This window comes from Lampropedia aestuarii (genome assembly GCF_004803635.1).
In the GTDB taxonomy this organism is placed as follows: domain Bacteria; phylum Pseudomonadota; class Gammaproteobacteria; order Burkholderiales; family Burkholderiaceae_C; genus Lampropedia; species Lampropedia aestuarii.
Genome location: NZ_SSWX01000007.1, coordinates 105653 through 124990, shown reverse-complemented (window position 1 = coordinate 124990; position 19338 = coordinate 105653). Strand labels below are relative to the sequence as shown.

At 55.5% G+C, this 19338-nt stretch carries 18 protein-coding genes; 2 read left to right on the top strand and 16 right to left on the bottom strand.

Annotated elements, in window-relative coordinates; translation table 11 throughout:
• Positions 1–182: 182 nt before the first annotated feature.
• The 10 genes from hslU to E8K88_RS07110 all read right to left on the bottom strand — a co-directional run bounded on the left by hslU (position 183) and on the right by E8K88_RS07110 (position 10097).
• Positions 183–1502, bottom strand: coding sequence for an ATP-dependent protease ATPase subunit HslU (gene hslU, locus E8K88_RS07155; RefSeq protein WP_136405965.1), 1320 nt, complete (start codon positions 1500–1502; stop codon positions 183–185).
• A gap of 98 nt (positions 1503–1600) precedes the next feature.
• Positions 1601–2152 (bottom strand): ATP-dependent protease subunit HslV, encoded by a 552-nt coding sequence (gene hslV / locus E8K88_RS07150; protein WP_136405964.1) that lies wholly within the window; start codon positions 2150–2152, stop codon positions 1601–1603.
• A 117-nt stretch (positions 2153–2269) separates the two neighbouring features.
• On the bottom strand, positions 2270–3985 hold the full coding sequence (locus tag E8K88_RS07145; RefSeq protein ID WP_136405963.1) for an STAS domain-containing protein: 1716 nt from the start codon (positions 3983–3985) through the stop codon (positions 2270–2272).
• Positions 3986–4017: 32 nt separating this feature from the next.
• Complete coding sequence (gene dksA / locus E8K88_RS07140) at positions 4018–4422, bottom strand: RNA polymerase-binding protein DksA (RefSeq protein ID WP_420813563.1); 405 nt, start codon at positions 4420–4422, stop codon at positions 4018–4020.
• Positions 4423–4815: 393 nt separating this feature from the next.
• Complete coding sequence (locus E8K88_RS07135) at positions 4816–5922, bottom strand: CobW family GTP-binding protein (RefSeq protein WP_136405962.1); 1107 nt, start codon at positions 5920–5922, stop codon at positions 4816–4818.
• A gap of 161 nt (positions 5923–6083) precedes the next feature.
• Positions 6084–6851 (bottom strand): PhaM family polyhydroxyalkanoate granule multifunctional regulatory protein, encoded by a 768-nt coding sequence (locus E8K88_RS07130; RefSeq protein WP_136405961.1) that lies wholly within the window; start codon positions 6849–6851, stop codon positions 6084–6086.
• 85 nt (positions 6852–6936) lie between these two features.
• On the bottom strand, positions 6937–7710 hold the full coding sequence (locus E8K88_RS07125; RefSeq protein ID WP_136405960.1) for a hypothetical protein: 774 nt from the start codon (positions 7708–7710) through the stop codon (positions 6937–6939).
• A gap of 97 nt (positions 7711–7807) precedes the next feature.
• A complete protein-coding gene (locus E8K88_RS07120; protein WP_136405959.1) occupies positions 7808–8878 on the bottom strand; it encodes a linear amide C-N hydrolase in 1071 nt (356 codons plus the stop codon).
• A 72-nt stretch (positions 8879–8950) separates the two neighbouring features.
• Positions 8951–9352, bottom strand: a complete 402-nt coding sequence (locus E8K88_RS07115; RefSeq protein ID WP_136405958.1) for a hypothetical protein — start codon at positions 9350–9352, stop codon at positions 8951–8953.
• A 244-nt stretch (positions 9353–9596) separates the two neighbouring features.
• Positions 9597–10097 carry a GNAT family N-acetyltransferase gene (locus E8K88_RS07110; protein ID WP_205880039.1) on the bottom strand — a complete coding sequence of 167 codons (501 nt, stop codon included), beginning with the start codon at positions 10095–10097 and terminating at the stop codon, positions 9597–9599.
• A 287-nt stretch (positions 10098–10384) separates the two neighbouring features.
• On the opposite strand from E8K88_RS07110, the gene E8K88_RS07105 reads away from it, so the two are divergent.
• Positions 10385–10987 (top strand): STM3941 family protein, encoded by a 603-nt coding sequence (locus tag E8K88_RS07105; protein WP_136405957.1) that lies wholly within the window; start codon positions 10385–10387, stop codon positions 10985–10987.
• On the opposite strand, the gene E8K88_RS07100 is transcribed toward E8K88_RS07105, so the two are convergent.
• On the bottom strand, positions 10973–12961 hold the full coding sequence (locus E8K88_RS07100; RefSeq protein WP_240754387.1) for a bifunctional chorismate-binding protein/class IV aminotransferase: 1989 nt from the start codon (positions 12959–12961) through the stop codon (positions 10973–10975). The two genes, E8K88_RS07105 and E8K88_RS07100, sit on opposite strands and share 15 nt — an antisense overlap.
• 51 nt (positions 12962–13012) lie before the next feature.
• Entirely contained in the window at positions 13013–13645 is a 633-nt protein-coding gene (locus E8K88_RS07095) for an arylesterase (RefSeq protein ID WP_136405955.1), read from the bottom strand.
• Between the two features lie 147 nt (positions 13646–13792).
• Between E8K88_RS07095 and E8K88_RS07090 the strand changes: the two genes are divergently transcribed.
• Positions 13793–14458 carry an ABC transporter ATP-binding protein gene (locus E8K88_RS07090; protein ID WP_240754386.1) on the top strand — a complete coding sequence of 222 codons (666 nt, stop codon included), beginning with the start codon at positions 13793–13795 and terminating at the stop codon, positions 14456–14458.
• A 90-nt stretch (positions 14459–14548) separates the two neighbouring features.
• On the opposite strand, the gene hrcA is transcribed toward E8K88_RS07090, so the two are convergent.
• The 4 genes from hrcA to rnk form a co-directional block, all read right to left on the bottom strand.
• Entirely contained in the window at positions 14549–15562 is a 1014-nt protein-coding gene (gene hrcA / locus E8K88_RS07085) for a heat-inducible transcriptional repressor HrcA (RefSeq protein WP_136405953.1), read from the bottom strand.
• Between the two features lie 9 nt (positions 15563–15571).
• Complete coding sequence (mutY, locus tag E8K88_RS07080; RefSeq protein WP_136405952.1) at positions 15572–16675, bottom strand: A/G-specific adenine glycosylase; 1104 nt, start codon at positions 16673–16675, stop codon at positions 15572–15574.
• Between the two features lie 3 nt (positions 16676–16678).
• Complete coding sequence (locus tag E8K88_RS07075; RefSeq protein ID WP_168797271.1) at positions 16679–18673, bottom strand: dynamin family protein; 1995 nt, start codon at positions 18671–18673, stop codon at positions 16679–16681.
• Positions 18674–18816: 143 nt separating this feature from the next.
• Positions 18817–19233, bottom strand: a complete 417-nt coding sequence (gene rnk / locus E8K88_RS07070) for a nucleoside diphosphate kinase regulator (protein ID WP_136405950.1) — start codon at positions 19231–19233, stop codon at positions 18817–18819.
• Between the last annotated feature and the right edge of the window lie 105 nt (positions 19234–19338).

Sequence of the window (19338 nt, the reverse complement as noted above, 5' to 3'; positions counted from 1 at the left end):
GGCACTAAATTGCACTTTATCAGGAATCTTTTGCACTCACCAGCACTAACACAATTATTTTCAATGGAATCAATAAGTTAGCCGCCAACCCAAGACTGGATTTGGCGGCTAATTTGATTTAAAATTAACGACTTAGCAAATAAATGGCAAGTCGTTTGTAAAGATTATATAAACCGTGGAACTCAGAGAATGTAACGCGACAAATCCTGATCCTGACTCAGATCGGCCAAGCGCTCATTCACAAATGCGGCATTGATCACCACTGTTTGGCCCGACATATTGGTGGCATTGAAGCTGATATCGTCGAGCAAACGCTCCATCACCGTCGACAAGCGGCGCGCGCCAATGTTTTCAGTGCGCTCATTCACATCGCAAGCAAGCTGGGCCAGGCGCTCAATACCATCTGGCTGAAAGTCCAGTTGCACGCCTTCGGTTTCCAGCAAAGCCTGGTACTGCTTGACGATCGAGGCCTGGGTATTGGCCAAGATCGCCACAAAGTCCTGCACCGACAAGGAGCTGAGTTCGACACGAATTGGAAACCGTCCTTGCAACTCAGGAATCAAATCGCTGGGTTTGCTCAAATGGAACGCGCCCGAGGCCACAAACAGCATATGGTCGGTTTTGACCATGCCGTACTTGGTTTGTACCGTCGTGCCTTCCACCAAGGGCAGCAGGTCGCGCTGCACGCCCTGGCGCGAGACATCACTGCCTGAGCTTTCGCTGCGCACGGCCACTTTGTCGATCTCATCGATGAAAACAATGCCGTTTTGCTCGGCGTTGTGCAATGCGCGGCTACGAATTTCGTCCTCATTGACCAGGCTGGCCGCTTCTTCTTCCACCAGCAGCTTGCGCGCCTCACCAATGGGCAGCTTGCGCTTGACCTTTTTGCCCTGCTGCATTTGGCCCATCCATTCGCGCAAGCTATCGGCCATGTCCTGCATGCCCGACGGACTCATGATTTCCAGCTGTGGCTTGTTCTCGGCCAGTTCCAGCTCAATCTGTTTGTCATCCAACTGGCCTTCACGCAGTTTCTTGCGAAACACCTGGCGGGCCGTGCCATCGTTGGACTCGGCAGAGGCACCAGAAGCAGTCGGGATCAGAACATCCAAAATCCGGTCTTCTGCCGCATCTTCAGCGCGGGCGCGCATGCGGCGAATTTCAATCTCGCGCTCAAGCTTGACCGAGACCTCGATCAAGTCGCGCACGATCGAGTCCACGTCTTTGCCAACATAGCCGACTTCGGTGAATTTGGTGGCCTCCACTTTGATGAACGGCGCATCAGCCAACTTGGCCAAACGGCGTGCAATTTCGGTCTTGCCCACGCCGGTGGGGCCAATCATCAAGATATTTTTGGGGGTGATTTCAACCCGCAATGCCTCGGCGACTTGCTGGCGGCGCCAGCGGTTGCGCAAGGCAATCGCCACCGAGCGTTTGGCTGATTGTTGCCCCACCACATGGCGGTCTAATTCGGAAACAATTTCTTGAGGCGTCATCGAAGACATGCAATCTCTCTTATACAAATTCGTAGGGGCTTATCGCTGGCGACCGGGCATCACCAGCACTCTCCAAAGCAAGCATCAAGGGCGTTGCTGCGCCGTGCTCACTCAAGCACTTCAATGGTGTGGTTTTGATTGGTATAGATGCACAGCTCACCGGCGATCGTCAGCGATTGCTTGACAATGTCCTTGGCTGATAAATCGGAGTGCGTCAGCAATGCTTTGGCAGCCGAGTGGGCATAGGCACCACCAGAGCCAATCGCCACAATGCCCTGCTCGGGCTCAAGCACATCGCCATTGCCAGTGATAATCAGCGAAACATCCTTATCGGCGACTGCCAGCATGGCTTCCAGCCTGCGCAGCACACGGTCTGTTCGCCAGTCTTTGGTCAGCTCAATCGCTGCTCTGGCCAGCTGGCCCTGGTGCTTTTCAAGCTTGGCCTCAAACCGCTCAAACAAGGTGAATGCATCGGCAGTAGCGCCTGCAAAGCCTGCCAATACTTGGTTGTGGTGCAGCTTACGCACTTTACGCGCCGTGCCTTTGACCACGATGTGGCCCAAGGTGACTTGACCATCGCCGCCGATGGCCACTTGCATATTGCCCGCCGCATCGCGCTTGCGAACACTCAAAATAGTGGTGCCGTGATATTGTTCCATGTGGGCCATATGAGGCTTGCTGGCAGCACTTCAAGCCATATCGTGTGATTTTTTTCACCCCGAATGAGGCTAAGAGCCTGCTCACAATCTCCGCCTCAAACTTGGTTCCAAAGCGCTTTAATGCTTGCGCGGAACGATGCGGGCATGTTCATTGACGCCAATCACATTGAAGAAGATCGCAATCAAACGGTGCAGATGGTTAAACACGACCACGCGCCCATTGCTCTGTTGCAATGCGGCCCAGTTCAGCACCGAGCCAGCAGCAGAAAAGTCGATGGAGATCAGCTTGCTGCAGTCAATCGCTATCGGAGCATTGTCAGGAAATGACCCCACGGCCTGCTCCAACAGCGCAGTGGCATCATTTTCGATGCGCCCTTGCAGCACGGCCGTATGCATCTGCGGCCTGCCATCAGCAAGTGATTGTGCGGCCAATGCGGTTTCTGTAAAGCCAGTCTCACCGCTTGCGCTGTAATGGATAATCGGCGCCTGAAACATCGGCGGCGATTCTTCGTAGGTGATGGTGTAGTCCAGAGCCACCACCTCAAACTGCTCGGCATCATTGAGCACGCGCAAAACAGCCAGACGCAGCAGCCACCAGGCAGCATCCACCGAGGGGTCGGACAGCTGTGTCTTGGTCTGCAAATAATCGCTGAGCTTATCGAGTCCGTCAAATTTCACCACGCCTGGCAAGGTTGCCAATCGGTGTAGAAAATCCGTCAAAGGCTTGACCGCGTCTGACTGAATCTGCGTCAGACGCGCCCAGTTCAGTTGGTAGGGTGAGGCACTGCGCTCTTGTAAAGCAGTCAAGGTCGCCACTGTTTGCGCCGTAATTTCAGGCGGACTCATCCAGGAAAAGGGGCGTTTTTGCTCTTTTTCTTGTGGGGCAAAGCCCAGCTGCTCAGGAAGAGACACCCAGGTGGGGGCTGAGCGGTCAAAGCGGCGCGCAAAGTCAATGGCCACAGCATCGAATCGGTCTTGCACACCAATGGCTCGGTACAGGTCAAACAAGGCCATCCACAACTCGATTTGCTCCTGCTCAGAGCCTCCTGTTTGCTTGCGAATCAGATCGACCAAGCCCTGCTCGGCTTCGGCAACGCGTTGGCTCGCAAACAAAATTGCAGCCTCTTCCAATTCTGCCTGATGCACAAATTCCTCCTGAAATCCAAAAAATTGCAAGGCCTCATCCATCTCCCTGAGCTTTGCAACCCACTCATTGGCTGGTGCAGTCTCAGCACCGCCTTTAGCCAAGTACTCGCGCGCCAAACGCATATTCTCAGCCACTGCATCGGCAAAAAACAGGCTTTGCGCGCCAGCGAAAAAATCGCCTGCCCCCACTTGAGAGGCATCTGCCGCCGTCGCTTGACCGAGCATCTGCGCACCTGCCCGCTCAGAGGGGGCGGCCTGCCACCACTGCTTGGACAGCTGGGCTTCAATTTCGTTGATTTTTTCCAAAGTGCCGCTGCGGCTTCGATTCTGCCTCAAAGCCTGCTGCTGCGCAGACTCACTGCTTTGGGCGGTCGCGAGTTTGGCCAGCACCGTCGCTGGCAGCGTAGGCTGGCGCTGTTTTTTTCTTGCGTTGATGATTTTTCGCAAGTGCGCAAACTCCGCTTTGCGAATGAAGTCGTTGCGCCGCTTGCGCTCAATGCGCTCACGCATGCGCTGTGCATTGGCATCGTCTTGAACCGTTGACTGCTGCGATGGCGTCATGCGTGAGGCCAGATCCTTCCAGTCTTTGGTTGGATTACTGACGAACTTGACAACCTTAGACAGAATCCCACCGCCCTGCTCAGAGGCAGCGGGCAAGTGCGAATTGCGTGCACTATCAGCTGTCATAGCACCCAATCAATAATGAGCCATCGGCAGAATCAATCGCCAAACATTTTTTGCTTCAGCTCGCGCCGCTGCTGGGCTTCGAGAGACAGTGTCGCTGTAGGTCTGGCCAACAAGCGGCCAATGCCAATCGGCTCACCCGTTTCTTCACAATAACCATAGTCACCTGCATCAATGCTGGCAATGGATTGTTCGACTTTTTTGAGCAATTTGCGCTCTCGGTCACGGGTTCTGAGCTCCAGAGCGTGCTCTTCTTCGATGGTGGCACGATCTGCCGGATCAGGCACGACCGAAACCTCTTCGCGCAGGTACTCTGTTGTGGCACCTGCTTTGCGCAGCATCTCGTCTTTGAGTTGTACCAAGATATTGCGAAAAAACGCCAGCTGGGCAGCATTCATATAGTCTGCCTCCGGCATTGCAAGCACATCTTGTTCTGTCATTTGCTGCACATCATCGATTTTTTTAGCATTCGCTTTATCAGCAGTTTTCGCAGGGGCAGCGCCAGCGCGCGACGTGGTTTTTGTAGCCATGGTCTTTCCAACCGCCTCTTCTTGAATAGTCATAAAAACACACTGATTAGCTGGCCGGTTGCCCAGCAGCGATTCATCAATGGCGGCCATTGTGGCCTATTTCCAAACGTTCAAGCAGCAATCTTGCGCATCTAGCACAAATATGCGTCAAAAATACCGCCGCTCTCTATCAGGCCGATGGATTTTAGCCAAAACACTTTTTTCGCCAAGCACTACCGCATTACTCAAGCATCGCAACGTGGTATAGATGCTCTGCCAATCGCTCCCACCCGATGGGCGATTGGCATCACGATTGGCTGAGCATTAAAGTGGTGCTGCGCTTGCCTGGCTTTGCACATCAGGCACCAGGCACTGCTGCAAACCTTGCACCAGGATATCGCGTGGCAAGTCAATACCAATGAACACCATTTTGCTCTGGCGCTGCTCGCCCTCAGCCCAGGCTGGCCCCAAATCACTGCCCATCAGTTGGTGCACGCCCTGAAAAATCACTTTACGCTCAGTGCCTGCCATATCCAAAACGCCTTTGTAGCGCAGCATCTTCGGTCCATACACATTGACGATAGCACCGAGGAAATCCTCTAATTTGACCGGATCAAACGCACGCTCAGCACGGAACACAAAGCTTTTGACATCGTCATCATGGTGATGGTGGTGTGGATGGTTGCAGTGCTCACCATGCGCATGGTCGTGGTCATGGCTGCAATGCTCGTCATGTTCATGCTCGTGGTCATGGTGCCCGTGGCCAGCTTCTGGAGCATCGAGCAAATCAGGGTCGACATCGAGCTTGGCATTGAGGTTAAAGCCACGCAAATCCAACACTTTGCTCAGTGCCACCTCGCCGAAATGCACGGCCTCAATCGGCGCACGCGGGTTGATGTGCTTGAGACGGTGGATCAAAGCCGCTTTTTCAGCGTCACTGATCAAATCAGTTTTACTGAGGAAGATTTGGTCAGCAAAACCCACTTGCCGACGCGCTTCTTGGCGATCGGTGAGCTGCTGCTGCGCGTGCTTGGCATCGACCAAGGTGATCACGCTGTCGATCAGGTAGTTCTCAGCGATTTCCTCATCCATGAAGAAGGTTTGAATCACAGGCCCAGGATCAGCCACACCGGTAGTTTCAATGATGATGCGCTCAAACACCAGCGCACCGCTTTTGCGCTGCGCCAGCAAATCAACCAGTGTGCTGCGCAAGTCTTCGCGAATCGTGCAGCAAATACAGCCATTGCTCATCTGCACGATTTGCTCACCACTCTCACGCACCAGAATTTCATTGTCGATGTTCTCTTCACCAAACTCATTCTCAATGACTGCAATGCGCTGGCCATGCGACTCCTTGAGCACCCGGTTGAGCAGGGTTGTTTTTCCAGCCCCCAAAAAGCCGGTCAGAATGGTGATGGGTATTAGCGCCATGGTTGCAATCCTCAAAAAACAGAATAGCCAGTCCCTAGCACGCATGGGCCATGGAGCTGCGGCCCACCAACTAGCTGGCTTCCTGAAAGTGTAGCGCTATTGTCAAGCCCCCGTATTGCATGGCGATCAAGCAGTCCAAGCGCCTGTTTCAACTGTCCCCATCACTTTGGCGAAGACTTTGGCTTGCTATTGGTTTTGGCCGCTGCAGTGCTCGTGCGCGCTTTGGGGCTAGCCCCAGCTGCTCGTTTGCTGGTCTGGCTGCCTGCTGCGGCAGTGGGCGTTGCTTGCTCTGCGCCTGGCTCTGCAGCTGCAGCACGCGCTGAGAATGGCTCTTGCTGCATCGCAGCCACATTGTTGCCTATGTCTTGCATCGCCTTGCTGGCAATGGTTTGAAACTGCTCGGTCAGTGCCGTCCACCACTGCGCGGCCTGGGCTTGCATCAACGGCACATCCGGCATTGGCAAAGGCGCTTGAGCCGCCTCATCCGCACCAGGCTTGGGCGGCTGCGCAGCTGCCGTGTCAGGTGTAGCTGGGGCCGATGCTGCGCCAAAATCTTGCTCAAAAGCACTGGCCGTGCGCTGCGCACTGTGAGCCATGCTATCGGCAAAGGTTTGGCTCATGTGCTGCATGCCTGCATTCATGCTTTTGAGTGTCGCCACCGTGCTTTTTTGCACCTCCAGCGCATGAATCGAGGCTTCAAGCGCACGGGTGTTTTGCTCTAACCAAAACTGCACGACCTTGAGCTCGTCAATGCGCTTTTGAATTTCCCCTTCATCCATCGTTGGGGCTAACCACTGCTGAAACGCCCCTGAGGCCGTACTGGCTGCACCTGCCGACGCCCCACCCACCGCTGGGGACGCAAGATTTTTCAAAAAATCAAAGCCTGGTACAAACCGCATGAACTCGGCCCAATTGTTTTGATCTGTCATACGCACTCCTGTGTGATAAATGCTGCTGTCCAGCAGCAAAGCGGTGTATCTGGCAAGGCCAGGAATGGGCCCAGCAAGCCACCCGTCAAAATCTGAAAGTCGCGCCCAGCAACGGGCCACTTTGATTGAAATCCAAGCGTTTGCCATTGCGGCGGTAGTCCACCTGCAAGTAACGATAACCTAGCGAGAAAAACAAACCATCAGACCATTGGTAATTGAGTGCCGCCATGCCTTGCCAAGTGAGCCTGGAGCCCACACCAAAGCCGCCGATATCAGCATAAACGATGCTGGACCAACGCGAGGCGAGCTGGCTGCGCCAACGCCCAGCCAGCACCGGATCGATAAACGATGCGCTGGACTGCACATCGCCCACGCCATCAATCGCGAGCTTGGCTTTGACATCCCAAAAACGCAAGCCGGCCATCGTATCGAGGTTTGAACGGCCTGACTCCAGCCAGTTATAGCCGGCCAGCAGCGCCGCCGAGGTCTGCTTGACACTGGCCTTGGCCCTCAGGCCCAGTGGCAAATCACTGCGATCCGAGGTCAATGCATGGCTGATATCGCCGTGCAAGACAGCCTGGCCTTTGCGTGCGGTGCCAGTCAAAAAGAAGGCCGTGTCAAGTTCGCTCAAAATATCCGAAAACGAGCGATTCACATGGCCCGTGGGGCCCGAGCGCAAGGGCTTGATATCGCCATTAAGGCCCGCCATCCAGACATAAGGTGTCAATTGCAAACGCCATGCATTGTCTTGCGCATCAGCCTGCGTGGGCTTTTGCGCCCATGCCGGGCTCGCCAGCCCACAGACCACGGCAAGCGCCAAACCGCTTGCTAAGCGCCAAGATATTGCATGTTCGGCCATTCGCCACACTCCTTCTCGTTACCCACCTTGTTGTGGGCCATCGCCAATCAGCCTGTCACCGACGCACTATGGGTGCAAAAACAGCACGCGCAGCCGCTTAAACGCCTAAGAATTTAAAGGCCGCAGCAGGTTTGAATTGAGCGGATGTCTCACCTGCGAACGGGATGCTCTGGTTAGGCCCCAAATCCAACATCATGACTTTGCCGGTTTCGCTGCTGAAATCCAACTTGTTCAAATCCACCCAGAAGGTATTGGGCGAGACGGCTGACTCAAAGAAATACAGCTTGCGCTTGTGGTCGACCACCGTGCGCCAGCGTGTCGATGAAATATTGGGCTCTTCCGGCGTCGTCAAACCAAACGGCACAGACACGTTGCGAATCACGCTGAACACACTGGCCAGCGCAAAGTTGGGATCCGTGAATTTAGGTACCGCATTGATATAGAAAGATGCACGCGCAAAACGATCAGCCGCGCGGTTTGTGCCTGGCAGCATATTCGTGCCACCGATAAGCGTCCAATAAGTATCCAGCGCCAATTGCTGCTCAAAGATTGGGGAGTTGGTCATCACCTGGTATTGGCGGCTATGGTGAATCACCTGCTTGCCATTGATGTACTCAACAATCGCACTGTCGCCCGTGGCATCAGACATGGACAAATGCAGTGTCGCCAAACGCTGCTCACCCGGCACGTTGTCGGTGATGATGCTAAAGGGTTCGGCCTCCAAGGCCTTGACAGCCTCTTCCACCGTAGCAAAGTTGTCCAGCACGTACTGGGCCCAAGCCGCAATCGTCAGGCCTGGCTTGCCATTGGCGTCAATATCGGGGTACTGGGACTCGACCAGCCACAGCAAGTTCGCACTCAGGCCCGCTTCATTGAGTCCATCGGTGGTGGAGATGTCATAGCCGGAGGTGATCAGGCTGCCGTATTTCGATGTCCACTGAATGGAGTTTGGTCCAGCCTCACCGGTGCGCTGCATGCCTCTGGGCATGACCCACAGATTGCTGGTGATCTCGCTCTTCCAATCCATCGAGCGCGCCGTCATCACCTGGTCGTCAGCGCCAAGGTATACCACCCGTGTACATGCCATCGCATCGCCCAATTGCAATAAACCAAGGGCCCCCGCTAAAACGAGCCACGAGGGACGAAAAGAGAATTTCTTCAACTTCATCAACTTCATCATTGCCTCCATCAATCACAAGGATAAAAAGGGTTTGGGCGTTCTGCGATCACGCAGAAGGCATCAATGCACCTGGCTGCCGCTGGCTTTCCAAGCCCCATCGGCTTGCTGGCAAAACCAGTACTGGACTTTTTCTTCCACCAGCTGCTTCTGCGCCTGCACATTCAATAAACGGCAAGTGCCCGCTTTTTTGGTTTGTACGGTTTGCAGTGGCGTCAACACCATGTGCAATGGGCGGTTGCGCGGGCTGTGCTGGCTCACCCACTCAGTGGGGCTGTTATCTGCTGCCTCATTAAGCACTCGCCCCACCACGTCGCGCAAATCAGGCACATCTTTTCTGGGCACACTGGCAGCCAGGGTGTCATTCAGAAACGACAAGGGCGCAGCAAAGACTGGCTGGGCGATCAACATGGCGGCGCCACACACAACGGCAGCTGGCAAGCACTTGGCAATTGCATATTTCATGGTCTATTCCTTCTGTGTATGGCCACAGCCTGTCATGCAGCGCACTGCATGAGCCACCCGCCAAGGGGCGCAAGCCATGGCCTTGGCGGCCAGCTTGCCAACAAGCTGCCGCCCTCTCTTCTTTCAAGGCAGGCACCACTCTAAACGGACATGGCACCCTGGTGCCCAAGCTGCGGCACTTTTTCAGCACTTTAGTCGCAGAAAATGCTTTATTCAAGGGCATAGCGACTGAACCGGGCCGGGTTCAGTCGAGCAATTTCTGCCAAAACTCAGCCTGCCCCATCTGCGCATCCAATGCGTAAGGGGCGTAACCAAAGCGGCTGTACGCGGCCTTGGCCAGGGTATTGCCATTCAAGACCTCCAAGGTCAGCTTGCAAGCGCCAATCTCGCGGGCAATGGCCTCCGCTTCTGCAAACAACAAGCGCGACAGGCCCTGCCCTTGGAATGCCTTGGCAACTGCCACATCGTGCACATTCAAAATAGGTTTGCAAGCGAAGGTAGAAAAACCCTCTATGGCGTTGAGCAGGCCTGCGCCCTGGCCATCGCAAAACGCCAAAATCACATAAGTGCCTGGGCGGCTGGCCAGTGCCTGAGCCAGATTGGCACGTGTCAATGGCGGCAAAGGCTCACCCCCACCCATGGGGTCGCAGGCATAACCATCGAGCAAATCGACCAGGGCTTGCGCGTGGAGCGGATCATGCAAATTGGCGCGCACAACAGTTATGCGGTGGTTGGGTGTAGTCATCTGAAAAACCAAAGATAGTCAAACCAGTGATGATAACGAGGGAATATGAACCATTTTTGTAGATCCAGACTGGCCAGCATCAAAGTACCCGCAGCACTGCCTGAACCTGCGCCCGCACTCTTTTTTGCAGGCCAAGCGAGCAACTCCCTACAATGCCACGCTTAGACGCCACGCTTAGGCCTGCTTTGCAAAGCCTCCCAAAACTTTCAGCGCGGTGCACCAAACCAGCACCCTATCGCCAGAAAAAGCACTGTTTGGCGGTGCCCAACGACCTAATCAAGCATTCCATGACCGAAGAGACCACTCCAGCCGACGTTTTCAAGCTCTATCCCAAAAAGCACAAATTGGCCTTGGGTGCTTTTGGAACTGGCAGTTTATTGGTGTTGGCCGCAGTCGCCGCAGGCATTGGCCCATCGGGCACGTCGACTTATTTCTTTTTGCGCGATCCACTGCTGTATTACGGCTTGATGGCCCTGGCCATGGCGGCGTTCGGTTATCTGTTTCTCTTCTCATTGAGAAACTTGCGCACGCCCAAGCCGTGGGCCATTCTCAGCCCCAGCGAAGTGCAGACCAATGCTTTCAATCTGTACTTTGAAGAGCGCTGGGAGGCATTTAACGGCATCATGCGAGTCAGCGGCAAGCGCAGCAATATGCTGGTGTTGCGGCTCAAGGATCCGCAGCAATACCTGGATCAACTGCCCTCTGGGCGCAAGAAAACCATGGCCAAAGCCTTGACCAACCGCTTTGGCAGTCCGTTCTTGTTGGACTTGAATGCACTGCAGGTCGACCCGCAGCAAGTGGTGCTGTATTTGCAAAGCAAGATCACCACCGAGCTTGAGCCTCAGGAGCCCGCCGAAACCGCCGCGCCAGGCCCATCAGCTGCGCCATAAACGCGCGGGCAAGGCACCGCGCAGCGCATTGCAGACGATCAGACCATGCGCGCCCAGCACTTGAGCGCGCGTGATGCTGCGCTCGCTGGCTTGCCAATCGGTGCGCGCCAGCAAGGCGCGGCGCATCACGCCTGGCAAGGCGCCATCTGACAGTGGCGGTGTATACCAGGGCGCGCCTGGATCGGCATCGAGCTTGACAAACACGTTGCTGCGTGCGCCCTCGGTCAAATGGTCTTGCGCATTGAAGAACAAGCAGTCAAATGCGCCCACGGCCTCGGCGGCCTTCATCGCCGCATCGTAATCCCTGCGCAACGTGGTTTTATGCAACCTTAACCAGGCTGGGGTTGCGCAATGCGCCCGTGCCAGCACCACCCCTACAGCCCCATCCTCAGCCTGGCTGATAGGCGCTAGCTGACCATGGCTAAAACCTATGCTGCCATTGCTCTTGAGCGCCATGCGCACACGCCAATCGCCTGTGCTTGGCACTGGAATATGCTGCTGCAAATAATGCTGCAACTGCACAGCCAAGGCCTGCGGCTCATGCGCAAAACCCAGCGCCTTGGCGCTGCCTAGCAAGCGCTCCAAATGCCAATCCCATAACGCCGGCCACAAGCTGCCAGCGGGCAAGCGCATGGTTTCAAACAATTCAAATCCAGCCGTGTCCTGCACCGCAAAACTGGCCTTGAGCTGGCATTCACGCCACTCCTGCGCGGCAACACTGTCCCAGACAATGCCTGCGCCCACCGAGAATTGCACCTCGTGGCCCGGCTTTGCCGCCGACACAGCGTGCTCTGGAGCCGCCACATCCAGCAGCAAGGTGCGAATCGGTACGCTCAGACAATAATTGAGTTGACTCGCTGCAGTTTGCACGCCTTCAGCACGCTCTAGCCACCCAATCGCACCGGTATAGACACCACGGTGGTGTGCCAGTTTTTGCCCCGGCGGGTCTGTGGGTGTGCCTTCAATCTGCGCAATCCATTCCATGGTCTTGCGTTTGGGTGCACCCGTGATCGAGCCGCAGGGAAAGGTGGCCTGCAGCACGTCACGCAAGCCCACTTCTGGGCGCAGCTGGGCCTCTACCGTACTGGTCATGCCCAGTACCCGGCCATTGCGCTGCACGGCAAACAAGTCGCGCACATGCACACTGCCCACCTGCGCAACCGCCCCCAAGTCATTGCGCAGCAAATCCACGATCATGACGTTTTCGGCGCGGTTTTTCGGATCACTATGCAACCACTGCGCTACGGCGGCAGTGTCTGCGTCATTGCTCCCTACGGCGGCCGTGCCCTTCATCGGTCGTGCAGTGATCTGGCCTTGCTGCACTTGTATAAACAATTCTGGCGAGTGCGAGAGAATCCAGCGCTGCACGCCTGCACCAACACCCGTCGGCAGCCGAATCAGCGCCCCGTACTGCGCTGGTTGGCGCTGCCGCAGTGCGCTATACAGCGCCAGCGGCGAGCCATAGCTTCGGCCTTGCCATGCAAAGGTGTAGTTGACCTGGTAGGTATCGCCTGCCTCAATGGCTGCATGCACCTGGTCAATGGCATCGGTAAACTGGTCCTCACTCACAGCGGAATGCCAGTCAATCAGACCCGCCTCAGGCCAAGCCAGGCTTTGCACCTGGGTATCCAGCCAGGCCACGACACCAGCCTGATCCAGGCGCTGCAATGACGCAAACAATTCAACGCGAAGACTGTCTGCAGCATGGCCTACTGCCGGGCCGGGCTGCCCCAGGCCTTGCAGCTGCATGCCCCACTCGTAATCGGCCACCAATACTGCATGCAAACCAGCCTCCAGGGCCTGATGCAATTGCGCCTCCCAATGCGCCAAGTCGGCTGGATTGGTACACACCAAACTGGCCTGCCAGTCCGTATAGAGCCGGCTGCCAGGGCGCTGCGGCGACGCATCGCAATCATCCAATAAGGCAAACGCAGAACCGGTCTCTGCAGCGAATGGGGAACTGAGCTGTATCACGATTGAATCATTTATTATCCGCTGCATCCACACGCGCGCAGCACACGGCCCTCATTGACCCAGCAGGGTTTGCACAGTCGGCCAGACTGTCTCAACAAGAATGGGCTGGGCTTGTGCATTGGGGTGAATGCGGTCGTTTTGAAAGTACTTGTCCAAATCTGCGGGGTCCGAGATGGCCTCCAGCATGAAGGGCATCAATGGCAGGGATTTATCCTGCGCCACCTGGACAAACATTTTGGCAAAATCACTGGAGTATTTGGCACCGTAATTGGGTGGCACCTGAATGCCTAGCAAAGCCACTTGGGCACCTGCAGCTTGTGCGGCGTCAACCATGGCGGTCAAATTGGCCTGTGTGCTATTGAGTGGCAAGCCGCGCAAGGCATCATTGCCCCCCAGCTCGATCAGCACGTATTTGGGTTGATGGGCTTTGAGCAAAGCCGGCAAGCGGCTGCGCCCACCGGCGGTGGTCTCCCCACTGATACTGGCATTCACCACTTGCAGCCCTGGATACTCTTGTTTGAGCCGCTCGCTGAGCAACTGCACCCAGCCCTGACCACGCTCCAGGCCGTACTCAGCGCTGATGGAGTCACCCAGCACGAGCAGTTTGGGCGCTGGAGCTTTCGCGGCCTTGGTATTGGTTGCCGTCGCAGCCAAGCCGCTTTGGCTCGCCAGCAATACGGCCATGGTCAGTCCAAAAAGCCCCACAAATCGGCCAATAACCCGTCTCAGGCTACATTCGCTCTGATGAAAAATCCTGATCACCTTGCACCCCCTGTTGTACACACCGATGCTGAGAGTGCGCAAACGCGTGCGAGTTCAGCGATTAAACCAATGATTATGGTGGATCATCTGGGCAAATCCGTGCAAGACTCCACTGGCAGCTTGGAAATTCTGCGTGATATTCAACTGGCTTTTGCGCCCACCACGACGGTCGCCATTGTAGGTGCATCCGGCTCAGGCAAAAGCACGCTGCTGTCCATTCTGGCCGGACTGGACACGCCCACCACCGGCACGGTCTACCTGGATGGCCAAGATATTTTCAAGCTGGACGAAGACCAACGCGCAGCGCTGCGGGCGCAAAAAACCGGCTTTGTGTTCCAGAACTTCCAATTGTTGGGCAGCCTGACGGCGCTTGAAAATGTGATGCTGCCGCTGGAGCTTGCAGGCCAGCGCAATGCTCGCGAATGGGCCACCGAAATGTTAGCGCGCGTGGGCTTGTCCCAGCGCCTGCGGCATTACCCAAAAGTCATGTCTGGCGGCGAGCAGCAGCGCGTCGCACTCGCGCGCGCCTTTGTCGTCAAGCCCCAGGTGTTGTTTGCCGACGAACCCACCGGCAGTTTGGACTTTGCCACCGGCCAGGCGGTGATGCAGCTGATGCTGGATTTGAACCAGGAATTGGGCACAACCTTGGTGATGGTCACCCATGACCGGGAGCTGGCGGCGCGCTGCGATATGCGTGTGCGTATTGAGGCTGGTCAAGCCAGCATTGAATCTTGAACCAAGCCTGCATCAAGCGCCTGTTGCAACCCATAAGTTTGTATGGGCGCAACGGGCAACACAAAATGTTCTACTGAAATTGCCTGTAGCTTACTTGGGCCGACTCAAGGCATTGGTCAGCAGGCGCGAGGTGATATCAACAATCTGCACCATGCGGTCATACGCCATACGGGTCGGGCCAATCACACCCAAGGTGCCCACTACCTGGCCATTGATCTCATAGGGCGCGCTGACAATGGAGAGTTCAGAGACTGGCACGATATGGCTCTCACCGCCAATGTAGATCTTCACGCCTTCGGCCTGGCCAGTCACATCCAGCAGTTGCAGTATCTGGTTTTTTTGTTCAAATAAATCAAACGCACGCCGAATGCTGTCCATGTCTTTGGAGAAATCACTCACGGCCAACAGATTGCGCTCCCCCGAGATCACCACGTCTTTGTCGGCCACGCCGTCAGCACTGGGAGACTCTGCCATCGCCACTTCCATCAAGTCCGAAATCTCGCCACGCAAGCTATTGATTTCTGAGCGCAAACGCTCACGAACCTGATCAACCGACAAACCCGAGTAATGGGCATTGAGGAAATTACTGGCCTCAGAGAGTTGGTCCTGCGTGATATCGGCCTGCGTCAACACCACCTTATTCTGCACATTGCCGTCAGGGGAGACCAAAATCACCAAGACACGTTTCTCAGACAGGCGCAAAAACTCAATGTGGTGGAACACCGAGCTTTTCTGCGGCGCGACAACCACGCCAACAAACTGCGACATGCTAGAGAGCATTTGTGCGGCACTGGCTATGACACGCTGCGGCTGGTCGACTCCCAAAGAGGACGGCGCTTGCATGTGCAATTGCTCGCGCTGAACGGTCATCATGCTGTCAACAAACAAACGGTATCCTCTAGGTGTCGGAATCCGCCCAGCCGAGGTATGGGGGCTGGCAATCAGCCCCAAGTCTTCCAAGTCCGCCATGATGTTGCGTATCGTGGCGGCAGACAAATCCAGACCAGAAGATTTTGCCAGCGTGCGCGAGCCAACCGGTTGCCCGTCTTCAATATAACGTTCAATCAGAGTGGTCAGCAGTAGTTTGGCGCGATCGTCGAGCATAACGGCATTTTATCGGTATCCCACCGCTTCGCCCAACTCCGTGTGTGTTAGCCATGCCAACAAGGGCGCAGGAACGGCCCATTGGCCCGCCAAGACGGCTTGCACATCGGCCCATTTTTTCGTGCTATCCAGCGCCACTTGCTGCAACAGGTGCTCGGCAGCTGGCAAAGGCATATCCGACAAATGCACCACAACAGGCACTAAATGCAGGTCTTTGTGAGTCAACACATGCTTGAATGAGCCGTGCCACTGCAATTGGCTGCTGTCGCCACTGAGTTGTTGCCAGGCCGCTTCCAGCTCGGCTTCGGACGCAAATGTCTCAAAACAGTACAGCTGCGCCCAAATACCTGTATCTGAGCGCTTACCCAACAAAATTTGATCGCCATGCACAATCACCAGCCAATACCAGGTGCTAGTCGTGCGTTTGAGCTTGCGGGTTTTGCGTGGCAGCACATCAACCAGACCGGACTGCAGTGCGCGACAACTGCGCTGCACTGGACAGGCGCTGCACTGAGGGTGTTTGGCGGTGCACACCGTCGCACCCAAATCCATCAATCCTTGTGTGTAGGCAGGCATGGTGTCCAGGCCACCTTGCGGCGGCACCAGTGTTTGCGCCATGCTCCAGAGTGTGCGCACCGCTGCCGTGCCAGCCAAATCCTGATCAAAAGCCCAATAGCGGGCCATCACGCGCTGGACGTTGGCATCAAAAATGGTGTGCGGCAGGCCAAAACAAAAAGAAGCAATCGCATGCGCCGTGGACCGCCCGATGCCAGGCAGCTCAATCAGCAAATCTGGGTCTTGCGGGAATTGCCCACCAAAACGCTCGACCACCATTTGCGCTGCGCGGTGCAGATTGCGCGCACGACTGTAATACCCCAGACCGCTCCAATAGGGCATGACTTCATCCACGCTGGCAGCGGCCAGGTCCTGCACGGTCGGGAACGCATTTAAAAACCGCTGGTAGTAGCCCAACACGGTTTGCACCTGCGTTTGCTGCAGCATGATCTCGGACAACCAGACCCGATAAGGGTCCTGGGTGTTTTGCCAGGGCAGGCCTTGGCGGCCATGGCTGCGCTGCCACGCGACCAGCGCATCAGAGAAGGTGTTTTGCATGCACTATGACCCAAGCTCCGCAGCCACAGGCGCTGACTTGCCATCATCGAGAATTCTCAGCATGGCATTCAATGAGGCTTCCAAATGCTGGGTACGTTCGGTCAGCTGCGCTGACAGTTGTGCCAGCGCATCGACATGGCCATTGAGCTCTTGCAAGCGCTCGCTCAAGTCTATCTCAGCCTTCTCAATGCGCTCGATGGTATCACTGCGGCTGAGAAAGCTATGCCTGCGTTCTTTGAGCTGCACATCCAGCTGTGCTGATGAGGACTTGCTCCACAGCTCCAACTCATTGGCCACTGCCTCGAATACCGGGCGCAGCCGCATCGCCAGCGAAGCAATCAAACGCTCATTGAATTCATTGGAGGTAAAACGCAAGGCATTATTGACCGAGAACTGGCCTTTATTGCTTTGTGCGATTTTCTCCAAATCCTGTACATACAACGCCAGATTCAAAGGCTCCGGCGGTTGCAAGGAAAAGCCAAACTCGGTGTTGAGGCCGGCAAATGCATCAATCGACAGTTGGTGCATTTGGTCTGCAATGGTCTGCGTTGCATGGAGCAGCCCAGTCAAGCGGTCAAAGGTCTCAAAAAACAGTTTCTGCAATCCAAAAGTTAGGATTTTGCCTTGCAAACCTTTCAACAGCACATTCAGCTCGCTCTTCACAGCCTTGCTGCCCAGCTGCTGAAAACCCTGGTTGAGCAGTTTATTTTGCGCCGCGCGCAAACCCAAAATTTTATTGACGCTGTGGTCAAACTCTTTGCGCTCACGGGCGATGCGCAAACGGATGCTGCGCCGCGCCGCGCTATTTTTCCCTTGCAGATTACTCAGCTCTTGGATTTGCTCTGTCAAGTCACGCAGGCGCACTGTGAGCAATTGCTGCGCATCCGTGCGCAACTCCTCCAGGCCGCTGAGTAAAGCCCGATTGAGCAATTGGTGGCGCTGGCCTAACAAGGTATCGACCAGAACCGATTCGAGTTGCCGCACCGAGCTGTCACGCAACAAGGCCTCGTCTTTGCTGATTTTGGCAACCAGCGCTTTTTGCGCAGAAATCGCAATGACCTGGTTCAACGGAATATCGAGTATCTGCGCAGTACTTTGGCGCTGCTTGCGAATTTCCGCCTGGTGCTCTTCTTTAGAGGTCAGGCTATCCCATAAAGTATCAATCTTATTGAGCACGACCAAGCGCATGCCGGTCGCATCCACATGCGGATTGAGCAGCTCTTGCCATATACGCAAATCAGAGCGCGTCACCCCTGTATCAGCGCCCAAAATGAATAGCACCGCATGCGCTTGAGGCAGCAAGCTGATGGTCAACTCCGGCTCTGCACCAATGGCGTTAAGTCCCGGCGTGTCCAGGATGACCATGCCTTTTTTGAGCAATGGGTGTGGGAAGTTGATGATCGCGTGGCGCCACTTGGGCACCTCCAAGAGGCCTGCCTCATTGAGCGGCGGGTTGTCCTCTGAATCGTCGACCCAAAAGCCCAATTGCTTGGCCTGCGCAATATCGACTTCAATGGTCTCCGTCACGCGCTCAACCGCAGCTGCCACACTATCGCCTGACAGCGCATTGAGGGGAATGGAATACCAAGAAGCGGTCTTGAGCTTCCAGTCAGCCACGCTGGCTGAGAGTTTGCGCGTCTCAATCGGCAGCAAGCGCACACTGGGCGCATGGCTGCCATCCCAGGCCAACTCAGTCGGGCACATGGTCGTGCGACCTGCGCTGGCTGGCATGATGCGCCTGCCGTAGCTGGAGAAGAACAAGGCGTTGATCATCTCCGATTTGCCACGCGAGAACTCGGCCACAAACGCTACGGTCAGCTTGTCTTCCAGCGTTTTTTCCTGCAAACGGGCCAGGCGCTCCATGGTTGAATCATTGCGCAAGCCCTTGCCTTCCAGCCAATCAGAGAAAACCTGCAGCTCTTTGGCAAATTCAACCCGCCACTGGCCATAGAGGTCAAATCGCTGGTTGAATGATTGGCGCTCAATACTCACTGTCATTGCTCGATCTTGTATTTTGAATACTCTTTTAGTCGAAGAGTCCCTTGGCATTTGGACTGTTGCAGTGTTGACTCAGACCCGGTTGCAGCGCTTGAGCTGACGCATTCTTGCCCAGCAGCTATTCTCAGCTATTGAGCTATTGATTAGCGGTGTAACTCGCCACTGCGCTCTGGCTGAAACAACACTTCTTTGACCAGTACAGTCATTTGCTTGCCACCAGGTGCAGGCCAGCTCAAGGAATCCCCTACGGACAAACCAAGCAAGGCACTGCCAATCGGTGCGAACACAGACACGCGGTCCTCCATTCCTTGGAGATCTTTCGGGTAGACCAAGGTCAAAGCAAACTCTTCACCTGACTCTTCAATCACAAAGCGCACAGTGGAGTTCATCGTCACCACTGTGGGCGGGATGCTTTCAGGCGACAAGATTTCAGCGCGATCAATTTCTCGCTCGAGCGCAGCGCGGTTGGCAAAATCAGACGTTCGCATCGATTCCAGCAACGTCTCAATACGCTCTACATCGAGCGAGGAAAGAATCAACGGGGGCTTTTCTTCAGCCATTCACACTCCTTCAATAGTCATACACAACGGCAACAACAAGCGCATGAATTTGCGACTCAAGAAAACTCTGCAAAACCCAAGCACACTGGCACAGAGACCAGTGCG